At 72.0% G+C, this 19,016-nt stretch carries 15 protein-coding genes and 2 pseudogenes; 15 read left to right on the top strand and 2 right to left on the bottom strand.

All coding sequences use genetic code 11. From position 1 onward, the window contains the following. The first annotated feature begins 20 nt into the window (after positions 1-20). The 15 genes and pseudogenes from OG736_RS05475 to OG736_RS05405 all read left to right on the top strand — a co-directional run bounded on the left by OG736_RS05475 (position 21) and on the right by OG736_RS05405 (position 16,621). The gene (locus OG736_RS05475; protein WP_327181411.1) at positions 21-2,042 is read left to right on the top strand and encodes a beta-galactosidase; all 2,022 of its coding nucleotides are present in this window, start codon (positions 21-23) and stop codon (positions 2,040-2,042) included. 104 nt (positions 2,043-2,146) lie between these two features. Next, on the top strand, positions 2,147-3,715 hold the full coding sequence (locus tag OG736_RS05470; RefSeq protein WP_327181410.1) for a glycoside hydrolase family 53 protein: 1,569 nt from the start codon (positions 2,147-2,149) through the stop codon (positions 3,713-3,715). Between the two features lie 211 nt (positions 3,716-3,926). Then, positions 3,927-4,214: an ArsR family transcriptional regulator gene (locus OG736_RS05465; protein ID WP_327181409.1), complete on the top strand. Its 288-nt coding sequence runs from the start codon at positions 3,927-3,929 to the stop codon at positions 4,212-4,214. 133 nt (positions 4,215-4,347) lie between these two features. Continuing rightward, positions 4,348-5,316 (top strand): SMP-30/gluconolactonase/LRE family protein, encoded by a 969-nt coding sequence (locus OG736_RS05460; protein ID WP_327181408.1) that lies wholly within the window; start codon positions 4,348-4,350, stop codon positions 5,314-5,316. Positions 5,317-5,394: 78 nt separating this feature from the next. After that, the gene (gene crcB / locus OG736_RS05455; protein ID WP_327181407.1) at positions 5,395-5,865 is read left to right on the top strand and encodes a fluoride efflux transporter CrcB; all 471 of its coding nucleotides are present in this window, start codon (positions 5,395-5,397) and stop codon (positions 5,863-5,865) included. Beyond that, positions 5,862-6,254 (top strand): DUF190 domain-containing protein, encoded by a 393-nt coding sequence (locus OG736_RS05450; protein WP_327181406.1) that lies wholly within the window; start codon positions 5,862-5,864, stop codon positions 6,252-6,254. Before crcB (OG736_RS05455) ends, OG736_RS05450 begins: the two co-directional genes overlap by 4 nt. Further along, on the top strand, positions 6,251-6,616 hold the full coding sequence (gene crcB / locus OG736_RS05445; protein ID WP_327181405.1) for a fluoride efflux transporter CrcB: 366 nt from the start codon (positions 6,251-6,253) through the stop codon (positions 6,614-6,616). The genes OG736_RS05450 and crcB (OG736_RS05445) overlap by 4 nt, the downstream gene beginning before the upstream one ends. Positions 6,617-6,710: 94 nt before the next feature. Continuing rightward, entirely contained in the window at positions 6,711-7,547 is an 837-nt protein-coding gene (locus OG736_RS05440) for an undecaprenyl-diphosphate phosphatase (protein WP_327181404.1), read from the top strand. A gap of 208 nt (positions 7,548-7,755) precedes the next feature. Further along, complete coding sequence (locus tag OG736_RS05435) at positions 7,756-8,433, top strand: FadR/GntR family transcriptional regulator (RefSeq protein WP_020126059.1); 678 nt, start codon at positions 7,756-7,758, stop codon at positions 8,431-8,433. Continuing rightward, positions 8,430-9,869: an amino acid permease gene (locus OG736_RS05430; protein ID WP_327181403.1), complete on the top strand. Its 1,440-nt coding sequence runs from the start codon at positions 8,430-8,432 to the stop codon at positions 9,867-9,869. Before OG736_RS05435 ends, OG736_RS05430 begins: the two co-directional genes overlap by 4 nt. Before the next feature lie 44 nt (positions 9,870-9,913). Beyond that, positions 9,914-10,930 (top strand): asparaginase, encoded by a 1,017-nt coding sequence (locus OG736_RS05425; protein WP_327187526.1) that lies wholly within the window; start codon positions 9,914-9,916, stop codon positions 10,928-10,930. A 251-nt stretch (positions 10,931-11,181) separates the two neighbouring features. Further along, on the top strand, positions 11,182-12,594 hold the full coding sequence (gene aspA / locus OG736_RS05420; RefSeq protein ID WP_327181402.1) for an aspartate ammonia-lyase: 1,413 nt from the start codon (positions 11,182-11,184) through the stop codon (positions 12,592-12,594). A gap of 100 nt (positions 12,595-12,694) precedes the next feature. Further along, positions 12,695-13,633: a glutaminase gene (locus OG736_RS05415; protein ID WP_327181401.1), complete on the top strand. Its 939-nt coding sequence runs from the start codon at positions 12,695-12,697 to the stop codon at positions 13,631-13,633. 118 nt (positions 13,634-13,751) lie between these two features. Then, a pseudogene (gene mptB, locus OG736_RS05410) lies at positions 13,752-15,182 on the top strand (polyprenol phosphomannose-dependent alpha 1,6 mannosyltransferase MptB); the annotation flags it as partial. A 20-nt stretch (positions 15,183-15,202) separates the two neighbouring features. Further along, positions 15,203-16,621, top strand: a complete 1,419-nt coding sequence (locus OG736_RS05405; RefSeq protein WP_327181400.1) for a glycosyltransferase 87 family protein — start codon at positions 15,203-15,205, stop codon at positions 16,619-16,621. A gap of 32 nt (positions 16,622-16,653) precedes the next feature. Here the strand turns inward: OG736_RS05405 and OG736_RS05400 are convergent. Further along, positions 16,654-17,559 (bottom strand): annotated as a pseudogene (locus OG736_RS05400) (D-alanyl-D-alanine carboxypeptidase family protein); the annotation flags it as partial. A gap of 87 nt (positions 17,560-17,646) precedes the next feature. Beyond that, positions 17,647-18,789 carry a transcription termination factor Rho gene (gene rho, locus OG736_RS05395; RefSeq protein ID WP_327181399.1) on the bottom strand — a complete coding sequence of 381 codons (1,143 nt, stop codon included), beginning with the start codon at positions 18,787-18,789 and terminating at the stop codon, positions 17,647-17,649. Positions 18,790-19,016: the final 227 nt, after the last annotated feature.

The raw sequence follows: 19,016 nt of genomic DNA, 5'->3' as shown, positions 1-19,016 counted from the left end.
CGATTAAACGGGAGAGATCCATGCCGGAGACCAGCCCCAAGGGCCTCACCAGGCTCGCCTTCGGTGGGGACTACAACCCCGAGCAGTGGCCGGAAAGCGTCTGGCAGGACGACGTCCGGCTGATGCGCGAGGCCGGCGTCACCATGGTGAGTGTCGGGATCTTCTCCTGGGCCCTGCTGGAGCCGTCACCCGGGGAGTACGACTTCGGCTGGCTGGACCGAGTCATCGGCCTGCTGCACGACAACGGCATCCGCGTCGACCTGGGCACCCCCACCGTGGCGCCGCCGGTCTGGTTCTACCGCGACCATCTCGACGCCCTGCCCGTGACCCCCGAGGGCATGCGCTTCGAGTTCGGCTCCCGCGCCGCGATATGTCACAGCAACGCGGACTACCGCGCCGCCGCGGCGAACATCACCACCCGCCTCGCCGAGCGCTACGCGGACCACCCGGCGCTGGCGATGTGGCACGTGCACAACGAGTACGGCGTGCCCGTCTCCGCCTGCTACTGCGACTCCTGCGCCGCCCACTTCCGCCGCTGGCTGGAGACGACGTACGGCACGATCGACGCGGTCAACAAGGCCTGGGGCACCGCCTTCTGGGGCCAGCGTTACGCGAGCTTCGAGGACGTCAACCCGCCGCGCGCCACCCCGACCGTCGGCAACCCGGGGCAGGCACTGGACTACAAGCGGTTCGCCGACGCCACCATGCGCGAGAACTTCGTCATGGAGCGGGACATCCTGCACCGCCTCGCGCCCGGCCTCCCGGTGACGACCAACTTCATGACCGCCCTCAGCCAGTGCGACTCGGTCGACTACTGGGCCTGGGGCCGGGAGGTCGACATCGTCACCAACGACCACTACCTGATCACCGACGGCCGCCGCACCCACGTCAACCTCGCGATGGCCGCCGACCTCACCCGCTCCGTCGCCGCCGGCGCCCCCTGGATCCTCCTGGAGCACTCCACCTCGGGCGTCAACTGGCAGCCGCGCAACCCCGCCAAGGCCCCCGGCCAGATGGCCCGCAACTCCCTCGGCCACGTGGCCCGCGGTTCCGAGGGCGCGATGTTCTTCCAGTGGCGGCAGTCCCGGCGCGGCGCCGAGAAGTTCCACTCGGCGATGGTCCCGCACGGCGGCACCGACACCCGTGTGTGGCGCGAGGTCGTCGCACTCGGCGCCTCACTCGACTCGCTCGGCGCGATCCGCGGCACCCGCACCGAGGCCGACGTGGCGGTCCTGTGGGACTGGCACTCCTGGTGGGCGCAGAACCTCGACTGGCGGCCCAGCGAGGACGCCGACCCGCGCGAACGCGCCGACGCCTTCTACGAGGCCCTCTACGACCGCCACCTCACGGTCGACTTCGCCCACCCCGAGGCCGACCTCTCCCGGTACCCGCTGGTCGTGGTGCCCGCCCTGTACCTGATGACGGAGGCGGCCGGGCACAACCTCAGGGAGTACGTCGCGAACGGCGGCACCCTGGTCGTGTCGTACTTCTCCGGCATCGTCGACGAGCACGACGCCGTCCACGAGGGCGCCTACCCCGGCGCGCTCCGCGACGTACTGGGCCTGACGGTCGAGGAGTTCGCACCGCTGCTCCAGGGCGGGAGCGTGCGCCTGACCGGCCCCGACGGCAGCGAGCTCGCCGGCGACGTGTGGACGGAGTTCGTGGTGCCGCGCGGCGCCGAGACCGTTTGGACCTACGCCGACGGCCTCACCGCCGGCCACCCCGCCGTCACCCGGCACCGGCTCGGCGAGGGCACCGCCTGGTACGTCTCCACGCGCCTCGGCCACGAGGGCCTGGACACGCTGCTGGGCCGGGCCGCCGAGGACGCGGCGATCGCCCCGCGCGCCGACCTGCCGCACGACGTGGAGGTCGTGCGCCGCTCCGGCGAGACGGGCAGCTACCTCTTCGCGATCAACCACACCACGACCGACGCCAAGGTGCCGCTGGAGACCTCCGGCACCGAACTGCTGACGGGCGAACGAGCCGCCGGCCGCCTCGCGGTCCCGGCGGGAGCCGTACGGGTCGTGCGACTCGACGGCTGAGCCGACTCCCCCTTCGCCCGTGGAGCCGCGAGCCGCGGGCGGAGGGGGTCCCTCACCGCACGAGGGAATCCCCATCCATCACGTCGAAGGGACGACGGACGACGATGTTCCATCCCAGACGCACACTCAGAACCCTGCTGCTGCCGCTCGCCGCGGGGCTCGCCCTCACCGTCCTGCCCGCGCAGACCGCGCAGGCGGCCACCACCCTCACCAACGGAGGCTTCGAGACCGACGGCGCCGGCACCGCGACCCCGTCCGGCTGGTCGACGTACTCGGCGGCCGGGCAGAACTCCGCCTCCTTCACCGAGTCCGGTGGTCACGCGGGCAGTTACCGCCTCTCGCACTACTCTGCCTCCGCCTACAAGGTCGAGACGTACCAGTACCTGTCCGGGCTCACCAACGGGAACTACAAGCTCACCGCCTGGGTGCGCTCCGGCGGCGGCCAGAACTCCGCGTACATCGCGTTGAAGAACTGCGGCAGCGCCGAGCAGCGCACCGCCGTCCCGGTCTCCTCGAGCGGCTGGATCCGCATCGTCACCTCCATCGCGGTGACGAACAACCAGTGCACGATCAGCATCAACTCCGACGCCAACGCCGGGAACTGGATCAACGTCGACGACCTGACCTTCTCGTCGGGTTCCACCGGCCTGTCCATCAAGGGTTCGGACGTGTCGTCGCTCATCAAGAGCGAGGCTCTCGGCGGCGTCTACAAGAACAGCTCCGGCACCACGCAGGACGCGCTCGCCGTCCTGAAGAACGCCGGGCAGAACTACGCGCGCGTCAAGGTCTGGGTGAACCCCGCCGACGGCTACAACAACAAGGCGCGGGTCCTGGCGGCGGCCAAGCGCATCAAGGCGCAGGGCACGAAGCTCCTGGTGGACTTCCACTACTCGGACATCTGGGCCGACCCGGGGGCCCAGACCGTGCCCGCCGCGTGGGCCGGGCACTCCTACAGCCAGCTGAAGACGGACGTCTACAACCACACCTACGACGTCCTCAACGCCCTCAAGGCGCAGGGCACCACCGCGGACATGGTGCAGGTCGGCAACGAGATCAACGGCGGCATGCTGTGGTCCACGGGCTCCACCGACAACTGGTCGCAGCTCGCCGGACTGCTCAACTCCGGCTACGACGCCGTCAAGGCGGTCAACTCCGGCACGACCGTGGCGCTGCACCTCGCCAAGGGCGGGGACCTGGCCGGCACCCGCTGGTGGTTCGACAACGCCGTCTCCAACGGGGTGAAGTTCGACGTCATAGGCCTGTCGTACTACGGGTACTGGCACGGCACGCTCGCCGACTTCCAGACCACCCTGGACGACGCCGCCTCCCGTTACGCCAAGCCGGTGTTCGTCGCCGAGACGGCGTACCCCTTCCGGCTGGACAGCGAGGACTCGCACGAGAACATCATCGACCTCTCCAGTGAGCTGGTGTCCGGCTATCCGGCCTCCGTCGCCGGCCAGACCCGGTGGATGAACGACGTGGCGAGCATCGTGGAGGCCGTCCCGAACGGCCGCGGACTCGGCGTCTTCTACTGGGAGTCCACCTGGACCGCCGTCACCGGCAACGGCTGGGACCCGACCGACGCCGGCTCCGGCAACGGCTGGGAGAACCAGGCCCTGTTCGGCTACGACGACAAGGCCCTGTCCTCCATGTCGTGGTTCAGCCACCGCTGATCCGCCCTTCCCTCCCGGAGCGGGGGCCCGGCCGCACCGCGCGGCCGGGCCCCCGTCCGTCTTCCGGCAGTCCATCCGAACGCCCTTGTGGGGCAAGGGTGTTCGATCCCGGCCAAGGCTCGCGGAGTGCGGGACACGGCGGCCTCGGCTGCGGAACAGTGGGGAGACGCGGTATCGGGGGAGCCCGACCGCAGGGACGGAGGGGATGACGATGCTGAGGACTCCCGTGAGTGAGAGGCGACTGGAGATCCTGGAGTGGCTGAAGGAGCCGGCCCGGCACTTCCCGCCGCAGCGCCACGGCGACCTCGTCGAGGACGGCGTCACGGCGGACGTCGTCGCGGCCAAGCTGGGCGTACGCCGGCAGGTGGCCGGCACCCACCTCAGCCTGCTGGCCGGCATCGGTCTGCTGCGCGCCAAGCGGATCAGGCGCCGCACCTACTACCGGCGCGACGAGATGCGCATCGCCGAAGTGGCGCGGATGTTCGAGAAGGGGTGGTGAAGGGCTTCGGGAAGGGGCGGTAGGGGACGGAGGGTCCACCCTCCGGAAAGGCCCGGCAAAGACCACGGCCACGGCCTGTCGACACGGTGCCCGCCTGCGAGGATGGCCGCCTCCTCAAGGAAGGGCGGCCCATATGGACCGTCGGACGCCTCTCGTCCCCCTCAGGTACATCACCCTCCCCGGGCACGGCCCCGAAGACGTCGTCGCCGACCCCAGAGGGCGGGTACTGACCGGGGTGGCGGACGGGCGGATCCTGCGTATCGACGGTCTGGACGACCCGCCCGCGGCCCGTGTCGAGCACATCGCCGAGATCGGCGGCCGGCCGCTCGGCCTCGAACTCCTCCCGGACGGCGACCTGTTGGTCTGCTGTGCCGAGGGCGCGCTGCTGCGCGTCGACCCCGACGGCGGCACCGGAAACGTCCATGTCCTGGCCGAGTCGGTGGCGGGGGAGCGGCTGCGCTTCTGCAGCAACGTGGTCGCGCTGCCCGACGGCACCGTCTACTTCACCGTGTCCAGCCAGGTCCACCCCCTACGGGACTGGATGGGCGACCTCGTCGAACACACCGGCACCGGACGCCTGCTGCGCCTGGAACCCGGCGCCCGGGAGGCCGAAGTCGTCCTGGAGGGGCTCCAGTTCGCCAACGGCCTGGCGCGCGGCGCCGACGACTCCTTCCTGATCGTCGCCGAGACCGGCGCCCGCCGCCTCACCCGCTACCAGCTCACCGGCCCCCGGGCCGGCCGGGCCGAGCCGCTCGTCGAGCAGCTGCCGGGGTTCCCGGACAACCTGTGGCGCGGCGCGCCCGACGGCCCGGTCTGGGTGGCCCTGGCCGGCCCGCGCGTCCCCCCGCTCGACCTCCTGCACCGCGCAGGCCCCGCCGTACGCCGTCGCGCGGCTCGCCTCGCCGTGAACGCGCCGTACCGTCCGTCGGGCACGACGGGGGTGCTGGCGGTCGACGACGACGGCCGGATCGTCCACCACCTCACCCACCGCCGCTCCGGGTTCCGCATGGTCACCAGCGTCTGCGAGACCGGCGGCCGCCTGGTCCTGGGCAGCCTCTGGGAGCGCGGCATCGCGGTCTGCGAGGCGCCCGTGACCAAGTGAGACGGCGTTACCCTGGTGCCCGGTCGTGATCACTCCGATGAGGCGGGACGGTCCCGGACCGGGCAGGAGACGTACGACATGACAGCTCCGGAGGCCGAGAGCCTCCGCACCGGCGCAGGACGGAGGGCCACCGGGACGGGTCAGCTCCCGGTGGTCGCCGTCGTGGCCGTCGGTGGCGGGATCGGTGCCGCCGCCCGCTACGCGGCCTCCCTGTGGTGGCCCACGCAGACCGGCGGGTTCCCGTGGACGACCTTCTGGGTGAATGTCGTCGGCTGCGCGGTGATCGGTGTCTTCCTGGTGGTGATCACCGAGGCGGTCACCGCCCACCGGCTCGTGCGGCCGTTCTTCGGCACCGGTGTGCTGGGCGGATTCACCACCTTCTCGACATACGCCGTCGACGTCCGGAAGCTGTTCGACGAGGACCGTCCCGGCACGGCCCTGGCCTACCTCGCCGCGACCCTGTTCGCGGCGCTCCTCGCGGTCCGGCTGGCGGCCACGGCCACCCGCCGCGTTCTCCTGTGGCGGCAGCGATCGTGGAGGCGGCGATGACGAGACCGACCGGCGCAGCCCTGCGGCTGACCGTCTTCATCGGCGAGAGCGACACCTGGCACCGCAAGCCCCTCTACACGGAGATCGTGCACCGCGCCCGCGCTGCCGGTCTCGCGGGAGCCAGCGTCTTCCGCGGCATCGAGGGCTTCGGCGCCTCCTCGCTGATCCACACCTCCCGGCTGCTGTCGCTCAGCGAGGACCTGCCGGTCGCGGTCGTCGTCGTGGACACCGAGGAGCGGGTGCGGGCCTTCCTGCCCGAGCTCGACGAGCTGGTCACGGAGGGCATGGTGACCCTCGATCGCTGCGAGGTCATCCGGTACGTCGGCCGGGGCGGGGACCGGACCGAGAACCAGGGCGATCCGGACATGAAGGGTAAGAAGTCGTTGTGAACTGGCTGGTGGTCGTCGTCGGCGGCATGATCGGCGCCCCGCTCCGCTACCTGACCGACCGCGCGGTACAGGCCCGGCGCGACTCGCTCTTCCCCTGGGGAACCTTCGTCGTCAACATCGGCGGCTGTCTGATCCTCGGCGTGCTGACCGGCGCCACCACCGTCGGTCCCGACCTGCGGTTGTTCCTGGGGACGGGTTTCTGCGGAGCGCTGACGACGTATTCGACGTTCTCGTACGAGACACTGCGGCTGACCGAGACCGGCGCGGGCCTCTACGCCACCGTCAACGCCGTCGCGAGTGTGGCGGTGGGTCTCGGGGCCGCGTTCGCCGGGGTCGCGATAGGCCGGTGGGCGTGGTCGTAGGCGGTCCGGCCGGCTCCACGCCTGGTAGGACTGTGTACGACACCGGAGCGTCTACAACGCTGTCGACCGATTCGTCTCCTCAGAACTGGATTCCATGAGCGCCATCTCCGTCGGCCAAGCCGTCGTCCTCGGAGCCGTCGAGGGAGTGACCGAGTTCCTCCCCGTCTCCTCCACCGGCCATCTGAAGATCACCGAGGGCCTGATGGGCATCAAGGTCGACGACGACGCCGTCGTCGGGTTCTCGGCCGTCATCCAGGTCGGGGCGATCGCCGCCGTGCTCGTGTACTTCCGCAAGGACATCGTGCGGATCGTCACGGCCTGGTTCCGCGGGCTGCGCAGCCGTGAGGAGCGTCACCACCACGACTACAAGTTCGCCTGGTGGGTGATCTACGCGACGATCCCGATCGTCGTCGTGGGCCTCGCCGCCAAGCCGCTCATCGAGGGCCCGCTGGCCTCGCTGTGGGTGGTCGCGGGCTCGTTGATCGTCGGCAGCGGTGTGATGTGGGCGGCCGACCAGATGGGCCGGCACAAGCGCGGTGAGGACGACACCTCGTTCAAGGACGCGATGCTGGTCGGCAGCTCCCAGATCCTCGCGCTGCTCTTCCCCGGCTTCTCCCGCTCCGGCGCCACCATGTCCACCGCGCTCATGCTCGACCTGGACCGGGTGGCCGCCACCCGGCTGTCGTTCTTCCTCGGCATCCCCGCCCTGACCGGCGCCGGCATCTACGAGCTGAAGGACGCCCTGGGCACGGGCGCCGGCGCGGCGCCCCTGGCCGTCGGCACGGTGGTGTCCTTCGCGGTCGCCTACGCCTCCATCGCCTGGCTGCTGAAGTTCGTCGCCAAGCACTCCTTCAACGCGTTCGTGATCTACCGGCTCGTCGTCGGCGTGGCCCTGTTCGGGCTGCTGGCCGCCGGGGTCCTCGACAGCTGACCGGTCCCCGGGAGCCGGTCGGCGGCCGGTCGGGGAATCCCTCGTCATCCCCCTCAGGGGGCGGGAAGGTGCCTTTCAGGCTCCCCGCCCCCTGAACTTTCTGTTTCAGGGCATGTCTTGACAGCGACGGCCGCGCACCCGGAGTATCACTCCCGTGAACCTGTCAGACAGCCAGACAGGTGGAGAGGGGCCGCGGCGCATCAGCGCGATGGAAGCGGTCCTCACCCACCTCCGCGGCGCCATCGAGCGCGGCCGCTACGCCATCGGTGACAAGCTCCCTTCCGAGGCTGAGCTCTGCCGCACCCTCGAGGTGTCCCGGCCCGTCCTGCGGGAGGCCCTGCGCGCCCTGCAGACGATGGGCCTGACCGTCGCCAAGACGGGCAAAGGCACCTTTGTGATCGCGAACACCGTGGAGGACCCCACCTTCGGCGACTACGCGGCCAGCGACCTGCTCGAGGTGCGCCGGCACGTCGAGGTCCCGGTCGCCGGGTACGCGGCGCTGCGCCGCACCCCGGAGAACCTGGACCACCTGGCGCATCTGCTGGACCGCATGGAGCGGGAGACGGACACCACCGCGTGGGTCGCGATGGACACCCTCTTCCACCTGGCCGTCGCCGAGGCCGCCCAGAACCCGGTGTTCCGCCGGGTCATCGAGGAGATCCGGGACGCACTGGCGCGTCAGTCGGCCTTCCTCAACGAGCTGGGCGGACGGCGCGAGCAGTCCAACCGCGAGCACCGGGCGATCGTCGAGGCGCTGATCGACGGTTCCGAGCCCGACGCGGTGGAGGCCATGAGCCACCACCTCGACCGCGTCGAGACGACCCTCACCGACATCGTGCGCGCCCCGCGCACGGACACTCCCCTGGAAGGCGGACCCGCGGCGTGAGCGACCAGCACCTCAAAGACGAGACGCGCCCCTCGACCCGTCACGTCGACGCCGGAGACGAGGGCTACAGCAAGTCGCTGAAGTCCCGCCACGTCAACATGATCGCCATCGGCGGCGCCATCGGCACCGGACTCTTCCTCGGCGCCGGCGGACGGCTCGCCGACGCCGGCCCGTCCCTCTTCATCGCCTACGCGGTCTGCGGAGTCTTCGCCTTCCTCGTGGTGCGCGCCCTCGGTGAACTCGTCCTGTACCGGCCCTCCTCCGGCGCCTTCGTGTCCTACGCCCGCGAGTTCATGGGCGAGAAGGGCGCGTACACGGCCGGCTGGATGTACTTCCTGAACTGGGCCACCACCGGCATCGCCGACATCACCGCGGTGGCCACCTACACCCACTACTGGGGGATGTTCTCCGACATACCCCAGTGGGTGATCGCGCTCATCGCCCTGGCCGTGGTCCTCACCGTGAACCTGATCTCGGTGAAGATCTTCGGCGAACTGGAGTTCTGGTTCGCCATCGTCAAGGTCAGCGCGCTGGTGATCTTCATGTGTATCGGCATCTTCCTGCTGGTCACGCAGCACCCGGTGGACGGCGCCACCCCCGGCCCGTCCCTCATCACCGACAACGGCGGCGTGTTCCCCAGCGGTCTGCTGCCCATGCTGCTGATCATCCAGGGCGTCGTCTTCGCCTACGCCTCCGTCGAGCTGGTCGGCGTCGCCGCCGGTGAGACCGAGAACCCCGAGAAGATCATGCCGAAGGCGATCAACTCGATCATGTGGCGCGTGGGTCTGTTCTACGTCGGCTCGGTGGTCCTGCTGTCGATGCTGCTGCCGTGGAACAAGTACACGTCCGGCGAGAGCCCCTTCGTGACGGTCCTCTCCAACATCGGCATCCCCGCCGCGGGCGGCGTGATGAACCTCGTCGTCCTGACCGCGGCCATGTCCTCGCTCAACTCCGGCCTGTATTCCACCGGCCGCATCCTGCGCTCCATGGCGATGTCCGGCTCCGCGCCGAAGTTCACCGGCGTGATGAGCCGCAGTCAGGTCCCGTACGGCGGCATCCTGCTCACCAGCGGTATCTGTGTGCTGGGTGTCGGCCTCAACTTCGTGGTCCCGGCGGACGCCTTCGAGATCGTGCTGAACTTCGCGGCGATCGGCATCCTCTCCACCTGGGGCATGATCATGATCTGTCACCTGCTCTTCTGGCAGAAGACCCAGAAGGGCGAACTGACCCGGCCCGACTACCGGCTGCCGGGCTCCCCCTGGACCGAACTCGTGACCCTGTTCTTCCTCGCTTCGGTCCTGGTCCTCATGTACGCCGACGGCGGCGCCGGACGCACCACCGTGCTGTGCCTGCCGCTGATCGTCGCCGCGCTGGTCGCCGGGTGGTACGCCATCCGCCGCAGCCTCGCGCGCACCTCAGCCAAGGCCGACGCGTGACCCCGGCGCCGGCCGCCGACCACCCACCAGTGATGCAGGCAGTGATGTACAGCAGTTCCCTCGCCGACGCCCCCGCGATCCGCGAACCCCTCCACACCCCCGTCGCCCACCTCGTCCGCGGCGGGGTGACCGAGGGCATCCACTACGGCTCCGTCGTCGTCCTCGGCGCGGGCGGCGAGATCGAGCTCCAGCTCGGCGACGTCGAGGCCGCCTTCTACCCGCGCTCGGCGCTCAAGCCCGTCCAGGCCGTCGCCATGGTCCGGGCCGGGCTGCCGCTCGACGGCGAGCTGCTCTCGCTCGCCGCCGCCAGCCACTCCGGCGAGGAACGTCACCTCGCCGGGACCCGGCGGATCCTCGAGCTGGCGGGCGTCTCGGAGGACGACCTGCGCAACGTCACGGACCTGCCGTACGACCCGGTGGTCCGCGACGGGTGGATACGGGAGGGCCGCGCGCCCTCCCGCCTGGCCCAGAACTGCTCCGGCAAGCACGCGGCCATGCTGTACACCTGCAGGCTCAACGGCTGGTCCCTGGACGACTACCTCGACCCGGGGCACCCGCTCCAGCAGGCGATCGCCGAGATCGTCGAGGACCTCACCGGACAGCGGATCGCCCGGGTCACCGTCGACGGCTGCGGCGCCCCCCTGTTCTCGGTCTCCCTGCACGGCCTCGCCCGGGCCGCCGCCCGCGTCACCGCCTCCGCGCCCGGCACCCCCGAGGCGCGGGTGGCCGACGCGATGCGCGAGCACGCCGAGATGGCGTCCGGCTCCGGCCGGGACGTGGCCGCGCTGATGCGGGCCGTCCCCGGCCTGCTGGCGAAGGACGGCTTCGAGGGCGTCGAGGTCGCCGCGCTCCCGGACGGCCGAGCCGTCGCCGTCAAGATCTCCGACGGCGCGAACCGCGCCCGCGTCCCGGTCACCGCGGCCGCCCTCGTCCGCGCCGGTGTGGACCCCGCCCTGCTCACCGAGTTCGCGGGCGAACCCCTCCTCGGCGGCGGCGAACCGGTCGGCCGCGTCCGCCCGGTCCGCGCGCTGGACCCGGTCACCGTGCGCGCCTGCGCCTGACAGTCTCCGGTGACCACCGGGTGTGCGCGGTGGTCACCGGCGTTCCGCCGGACCCCACGCGCGGTCCTCGCACCGCGATCAGACCTCGCGCGGCCGACCCTGAACCACCGGTCCGGTCACCGCCGGGCGGGTGCGTCGGCCGGCTCGGGCGGGCGTCACCCCGTACCGCCCGAGCCGGCCGCCTTCCCGCACCGGCACCGGACGACACCCGCTCCACTCGACCCTCACCCTCGGAAAGAGGCCGCACCCTCATGACCGCCGCCGTCACCCGCAGCGAACACGACCTGCTCGGAGACCGGGACGTCCCGGCCGACGCGTACTGGGGCGTCCACACCCTGCGCGCCACGGAGAACTTCCCCATCACCGGGACGCCGATCTCCGCCTACCCGCACCTCATCGACGCCCTCGCCGCCGTCAAGGAGGCCGCCGCCCTTGCCAACGAGGAGCTCGGCCTGCTCGCGCCGGACAAGGCGGCCGCCATCGTCGCCGCCTGCCGTGAGATCCGCGCGGGGAAACTGCACGAGCAGTTCGTCGTCGACGTCGTCCAGGGCGGCGCGGGCACCTCGACCAACATGAACGCCAACGAGGTCGTCGCCAACCGCGCGCTGGAACTGCTCGGCCGTGCGAAGGGCGAGTACCGGCACCTGCACCCCAACGAGGACGTCAACCTCGGCCAGTCGACGAACGACGTCTACCCCACCGCGGTCAAGGTCGCGACCGTGTTCGCCGTGCGTGGCCTGCTCAAGGCCATGGCCGTTCTCCAGGACTCCTTCGCCCGCAAGGCCGTCGAGTTCCGCGACGTGCTCAAGATGGGCCGTACACAGTTGCAGGACGCGGTCCCCATGACGCTCGGTCAGGAGTTCTCGGCCTATGCCGTCATGATCGACGAGGACCGCAACCGTCTTGACGAGGCAGTCCAGTTGATCCATGAGATCAACCTGGGGGCCACGGCCATCGGCACCGGCCTCAACGCCCCCGCCGGATACGCCGAGGCCGCCCGCCGTCACCTCGCCGAGATCACCGGGCTCCCGCTCGTGACCGCCGCCAACCTCGTCGAAGCCACCCAGGACTGCGGCGCGTTCGTCCAGATGTCCGGCGTGCTCAAGCGTGTCGCGGTCAAGCTCTCCAAGAGCTGCAACGATCTGCGGCTGCTGTCCTCCGGGCCGCGGGCCGGCCTCGGCGAGATCAACCTGCCGCCCGTGCAGGCCGGTTCGTCCATCATGCCGGGCAAGGTCAACCCGGTGATCCCCGAGGTCGTCAACCAGGTCGCCTTCGAGGTGATCGGCAACGACGTCACCATCACCATGGCCGCCGAGGCCGGACAGCTCCAGCTCAACGCCTTCGAGCCGATCATCCTGCATTCCCTGTCGGAGTCCATCACCCACCTGCGCGCCGCCTGCCTCACCCTCGCCGAGCGCTGCGTGGACGGCATCACCGCCAACACCGAGGTGCTGCGCGCGAGCGTCGAGAACTCCATCGGCCTGGTCACCGCCCTCAACCCGCACATCGGGTACACGGCGGCCACCGACATCGCCAAGGAAGCCCTCGCCACCGGCCGTGGGGTCGCCGAACTCGTCCTGGAGAAGGGCCTGCTGCCCGCCGAGCGACTCGCCGACCTGCTGCGCCCCGAGGTCCTGGCGGGCAGCGGAGCCCCCCTCGTCTGACCCCCTGGTCTGAGCCCCCTCGTCCGACCGGGCTCGTCCGACACCCCTCGTTCGACACCCGTCATCCGCGACGACGCGCCGGGACCGGCACGGAGGCACAATGGTGATCATGACAACGACGCCGTCCCGTGCCTTCCAGCCGGTCCTGGACCGCATCGCCGAGGAGATGGAACGCACCCCCGGCCGGGGCCGTCCCGCCGACTACATCCCGGCGCTGGCGGCCTGCGACCCGCGCCGCTTCGGCATGGCCGTCGCGGAGCCGGACGGCACGGTGTACGGCGTGGGGGACTGGCGGGAGCCGTTCTCCACGCAGTCCCTCACCAAGGTCTTCACCCTCGCCCTGGACCTGGCCCGCGAGGGCGACGAACTCTGGGAGCACGTGGGTCGCGAACCCTCGGGCAACCCCTTCAACTCCCTGATCCAGCTGGAATACGAGAACGGCATCCCGCGCAATCCCTTCATCAACGCGGGCGCGCTGGTCGTCACCGATCGGCTCCAGACCCGTACGGGGGACGCGGCGGGCGAACTCCTCGGCTTCCTGCGTGCGGAGAGCGGCAACCCCACGCTCGGGTTCGACGAGGAGGTGGCCGCCTCCGAGGCCGCGCACGGTGACCGCAACGCCGCCCTCGCCCACTTCATGGCGTCCTACGGCAACATCGACAACCCGGTACCGGTCCTCCTCGACCAGTACTTCCGGCAGTGCTCCCTCACGGCCTCCTGCGCCGACCTCGCCCTGGCCACCGGCTTCCTCGCCCGGCACGGTGTCCGCGCCGACGGCACCCGGCTGCTCACCGGCAGCCAGGCCAAGCAGGTCAACGCGGTGATGCTGACCTGCGGCACGTACGACGCGGCCGGTGAATTCGCCTACCGGGTCGGCCTGCCCGGCAAGAGCGGCGTGGGCGGCGGCATCATCGCCGTCGTACCGGGCCGCTGCACGCTGTGCGTGTGGAGCCCGGGTCTGGACGAACGGGGCAACTCGGTGGCGGGAGTCGCCGCCCTGGACCGGTTCACGACCCTGACCGGCGTGTCGGTGTTCTGAGCCCGCGGTCCGCACCGCGGGACGGTCCGGGCCCGCGGCGCTCGTCGCCGCGGCGCCCGACGCACACGTCGGTCACGCGCAGGCCGCCGCCAGGCAGGCGCGATGTCGCTCTGCGGTCACCCGGGGCGGACACCATGACAGCGTGCTGGCCAAGGCTTCTCCCATCGATCTCCGTCGCTGCCAGGCTCTGGGCCTGGCCGGTACGGCCTGTCTCGCGCTCGGCGGCGAGACGGCCGGCGCGCTGCCCGCCCGGGAGCTCCTGGCCCCGTCCTCGGTGCACGCCGTGCTCGGCCTGGTCGGCGTGTACTTCGGGCTGGTGCTGCTGACCGCGGCCTGGATCCTGCTGGGCATGCTGGTGCGTGGCGCGGACCCGCCGACCCCCCGCGCCCTCGTCCTGGTCCTCGCCGTCTGGGCGGCGCCGCTGCTGATCGCGCCGCCGCTGTTCAGCCGGGACGTGTACAGCTATCTGGCGCAGGGCGCCATGGTGGAAGCGCACCTCGACGTGTACGCGCACGGTCCGGCCCGGCTCGGCGGTCCGCTCGCCGACGAGGTCGCCCCGCTGTGGCGGAACACCGGAGCCCCGTACGGCCCGGTCTTCCTCGCCGTCGCCGCCGCGCTGTCCGGACTGACCCGGGGCGCACTGTCCGCCGGGCTCCTCGGCATGCGGTGCGTCGCGCTGGCGGGGGTGGCGCTGATGACGGCCGCCCTGCCCCGCCTCGCCCGGCACAGCGGAGCCGACCCGGCCGCCGCGCTCTGGCTCGGCGCGCTGAATCCGCTGGTGCTGCTGCATCTGGTGGCCGGTGCCCACAACGACGCGATCATGCTGGGCCTGCTCGGTGTCGGGCTGGTGGCCGCGCTCGGCCGCCGCCCGGTGCTCGGGGCCGTTCTGGTCACCCTGGCCGCCCTGGTCAAGGCGCCCGCCGCGCTGGGTCTCGTCGCGACAGTGGTCCTGTCGCTGCGGGCGGGCCGGCCCCCGGTCCGGACCCTGCTGGGCACGGGGGCCGCGGCCGCCGTCACCACGGTCGTGGCGACCGCCGTCGCGGGCACCGGCTACGGCTGGATAGCCGCCCTGGACACGCCCGTCTCCTCGCGCAACTGGGCGCTCACCAGCCTGCTGGGCCGGGCCACCCGCGCTCTCCTGGAGGGCCTGGGCAGCGACCTGGCGCCCTGGGCGGTGCCCGTCTGGCACGGTCTGGGCCTCGCGGTCACCGCCGTCGCCCTCGTCGTCATCTGGTGGCGGCTGCGTCCGCGCCCGGTGTACGCGCTCGGCCTGAGTCTCGCCGCGGTGGCCGCGTTCGGCCCGGCGATCCGCCCCTGGTACGCGCTGTGGGGTCTGTTCCTCATCGCCGCGGCGGCCCCGGACACCCTGATACGCCACCGGACGGCGGCCGTGGCGGGCGTCCTCGCCCTCGCGGTCCTGCCCGACGGGGGCCCCGCCGACACGGGCCGCCTGGTCCTGGCGGTCTGCGGCGGTGCGCTCGCCGTGGTCGTCCTGTGGCAGGCCCACCTCGCGGCACAGGCGCCGACCGCCCTGGGACGTACGGCGTGAGACCTCGTCAGGTCCACGGGGTGAGACCGCCCCGCAGCGACCGCGGCCGCCTCCTGCTGCTCCTCGCGTTCGCCGCCGTCGTCACCGTCTTCACCGCGACGGTGCCGCTGCTGCGCGACTGGTTCGACCTGCGCGTCTACCACGGCACCGTCAACAGCTGGATCCACGAGGGCGGCCGGGTCTACGACTACCGGGTACCGGGCACGCCGTACGGCTTCACCTACCCCCCGTTCGCGGCCGTCGTCATGCTGCCGATGGCGCTGGTCGGGCTGCGCACCGCGATCGTGACCGCCCTGCTGCTCAACCTGGCGGCGCTGGCGTTCACGGTGCGGGTGTGCGCCGGACCCCGGTGGCGGCGGTACGGCTGGTACGGAGCCGGCCTCGCCGCCTGCGCGCTCGCGCTCTTCGAACCGCTGCGCGACACCCTCAGCTTCGGCCAGGTCAACCTGCTGCTGCTGGCCCTGGTGCTCGCCGACGCCGGGCTGCTCGCATCCGGGCGGACGCGCTGGGCCGGCGTCGGCATCGGCCTGGCGGCGGCCGTCAAGCTCACGCCCGCGCTCTTCATCGGCCTGCTGCTGGTCGCCCGCCGGTGGCGGGCGGCCGCCGTGGCCACGACCGTGGCGGCGGCCGCCACCGTGCTCGCGGCCCTGGTCGCCCCGGACGCCTCGCGCTTCTACTGGACGCGGGCCCTGTGGGACACGACCCGGGTGGGCCGGCTCGACTACGTCTCCAACCAGTCGCTCCAGGGCGTCCTGGCACGGCTGGGTGTGGAGAGCCGGGCGGTCTGGGCGGTGCTGGTGCTGGCTGCGCTGGGCTGGTGGGCGTGGCGGGCCCGGCGGGCGGTCGTCGCGCGGGACTGGCAGGCGGCCTTCGCCCTGACCGGCCTCACCGCCTGTCTGGTCAGCCCCGTGACGTGGGTGCACCACCTGGTGTGGCTGCTGCCGTCCTTCGCGGTGCTGATCCGCGCGGGGCGCCCACGCGTCGCGGGCGCCCTGTACGCGGTGCTGTGCACCAGCGTGGTGTGGCTGTGGGTCGACGACGCGTCCGGCGTGGGCGGCTTCCTCGGCAGCAACATCTACACCTGGATCACGCTCGGCCTGCTGCTGTGGCTGCCCGTCGGTCATCCTCCCGAAGGGCGGCGGCCGGCGAGCCGCAGCACGAGCGCCACGGCTGCCCCGCCCAGCGCGGCGGCGCCCGCGATCAGCGCCGCCTCCGGCCAGCCGGGAGGGTCGGCGGCAGCGACGGCCACGGCGACCGTGGCTCCGGCCGGGGGAGCGGCGGAGGCAGAGGCCGAGGTGGGCACCGGCTCGGTCTCCAGGCTCGGCCCGGGTCCCGGCTGCGGCCGGGGGCGGGCGCGCAGCGCGTCAAGCGAGCCCACCGGATCCACCCGCCCGGCGGCCGCGAACCCCCAGTCCAGCAACGCGCGCGCCTCTTCATAGACCTCGAACCCGCCGCCCGTCTGAGGGTTCATCACCGTCACGACGAGGGTGCGTCCGCCCTGACGGGCGGCGGCGACCAGGGTGTTGCCCGCGTTGCTGGTGTAGCCGTTCTTGATCCCGATCAGCCCCGGGTACGGCTCGACACCGTCCGCCCCGGTCAGCAGCCGGTTGGTGTTGGCGATCCCGTAGGACCAGCCCCCGTCCCCGGGGAAGCTCGCCTCCGCGGTGCCGCAGTACCGCGCGAAGTCCGCGTTGCGCAGCCCCGCCCGCCCGAACACCGCCAGGTCGTACGCGGAGGACACCTGGCCCGGGGTGTCGTAGCCGTCGGGCGACAGCACATGGGTGTCCAGGGCGCCCAGGGAGCGTGCCTTGGCCTGCATCCGGGTGGCCGTGGCGTGCCAGCCGCCGCTGAGGGCCGCCAGTACGTGCACGGCGTCGTTGCCGGAGTTGAGGAACACTCCGCGCCACAGGTCGGCGACCCGGTACGTGTGTCCCTCGGCGACTCCGACGAGGCTGCTGCCGGGCCCGACGCCGCTGAGCTCCTCCTCGCTCACCCGGTGCCGGATCTCGCCGGGCAGGACCGGCAGCACCGTGAGGGCGAAGAGGGTCTTGAGGGTGCTGGCCGGGGGCAGTCTGCGGTGCGCGTTCGACGCGGCGAGCACCTCACCCGTCTGCGCGTCGGAGACCAGCCAGGACAGCGCCGAGACAGCGGGGACCTCGGGGGCGCCACGGTGGGGTCTGACCTGCGTCCCGGAGTGGTAGAGCACGGACGGCCGGGGCGCCGTCGCCCGAGGGCCGCCCGGCCCACCGGGTCCCCCCGGCGTTCCGGGGTCCGCGCCGGCCTGGTCGGCGGACGCGGCGGGGCCGAGGGCGAGGACGCCCGCCACACAGAACGCGCACGCCGTCGCAACGGCCCGGGAAGAGAATCCGATCGTCATACGATCAACGTAGGAATGAACCCGGCATTCTCCGTGCTGCCCGTGCCGGACACGGGGCGCGTGCACCCGGATGCCGCACGTTCCGCCCTATGCGGCGGGCAGGGTCGGCTGGATGCGGCGCAGAAAGGCCGTGTTGTCCGGCGTCTCGCGCATCCGCTCCAGGAGCGTCTCCAGGTTCGCCTGGCCGTCCCGGGTCTGCAGGGCCCGGCGCAGACCGCGTACGGCGGTCAACTCGCCGGGGGAGTAGAGGAGTTCCTCGCGCCGGGTGCCGGAGCCGTTGATGTCGACGGCCGGGAAGACCCGGCGGGAGGCCGGTTCGCGGTCGAGGCGGAGCTCCATGTTGCCGGTGCTCTTCAGTTCCTCGAAGTAGAAGTCGTCGGCGCGGGAGCCCGTTTCGACCAGGGCGGTGGCGAGGACGGTGAGCGAGCCGCCCTCCTCGGCCGCCCGTGCGGCGCCGAAGAACCGCTTGGGGCCGATCAGCGCGGTCGCGTCCACACCGCCGCTGAGGGTGCGGCCCCCGGCGGCGGCCGCGTTGTTGTGGGCCCGGCACAGCCGGGTGAGCGAGTCGAGGAGGATCACGACGTCCTCGCCCGCCTCGACGAGCCGCTTGGCCCGCTCGATGACGAGCTCGGCCAGCGCGATGTGCTGCTTGGGCGCCCGGTCGAACGTCGAGGCGTACACCTCGCCACGCACGGAGCGCCGCATGTCGGTGACCTCCTCGGGCCGCTCGTCGAGCAGGACGACCATCAGCCGCGCACCGGGGTGGTTGCCGGCGACGGCGGCGGCGATCTGCTGGAGCAGTACGGTCTTGCCCGTCTTCGGCGGGGCGACGATCAGTCCGCGCTGGCCCTTGCCGACCGGCGCGACGAGGTCCGTGACGCGTCCGGCGAGGCCGGCCGCCGGATGTTCCAGGCGGAGCCGCTCGCGCGGGTGGACGGGTGTGAGTTCGCGGAAGTGCCGACGGGTGCGCAGCTCCTCGGGCGTACGGCCGTTGACGCGGGCGACCTCGGTGAGGGCGCGCTGGGTACCGCGCACCCCTTCGACGAGGTCGCCCCTGCGCAGGCCGTGACGGCGGATCAGCGCGGCCGGGACCTGGAGGTCGGCGGGGGTGGCCAGGCAGTCCGCGGGGCGCAGGTGCCCCTTCCCGCCGGCGTCGATGTCGAGGACACCGGCGGCGACCCGGGCCGGGGGCTGCTGCTGTACAGGGGGGTGTTCGAGAGTGGTGGTCATGGTGGTCGGTCCTTTCGAGGACGGAAGGCATGAGACATGCGAAGAGGGGGAGCAGCCGCGAAGGGAGGGCGCACGGCGCGTCTCGGGCGGCGGGAACAGCACCTCGGCCACGGCGGAACCGAACCGTCGGTGAGGTGGTGCGGGAAAGCCGCTGTACCGGTCGGAAACGACGGGTGATGCGGCGAACTGAAGGGAACTGGCACCGGCGCCCGCAAAGGGGGCGTACA

It is taken from the genome of Streptomyces sp. NBC_01334 (assembly GCF_035983595.1).
Taxonomy (GTDB): domain Bacteria; phylum Actinomycetota; class Actinomycetes; order Streptomycetales; family Streptomycetaceae; genus Streptomyces; species Streptomyces coriariae.
This window is presented reverse-complemented; position numbering and strand designations above follow the sequence as displayed.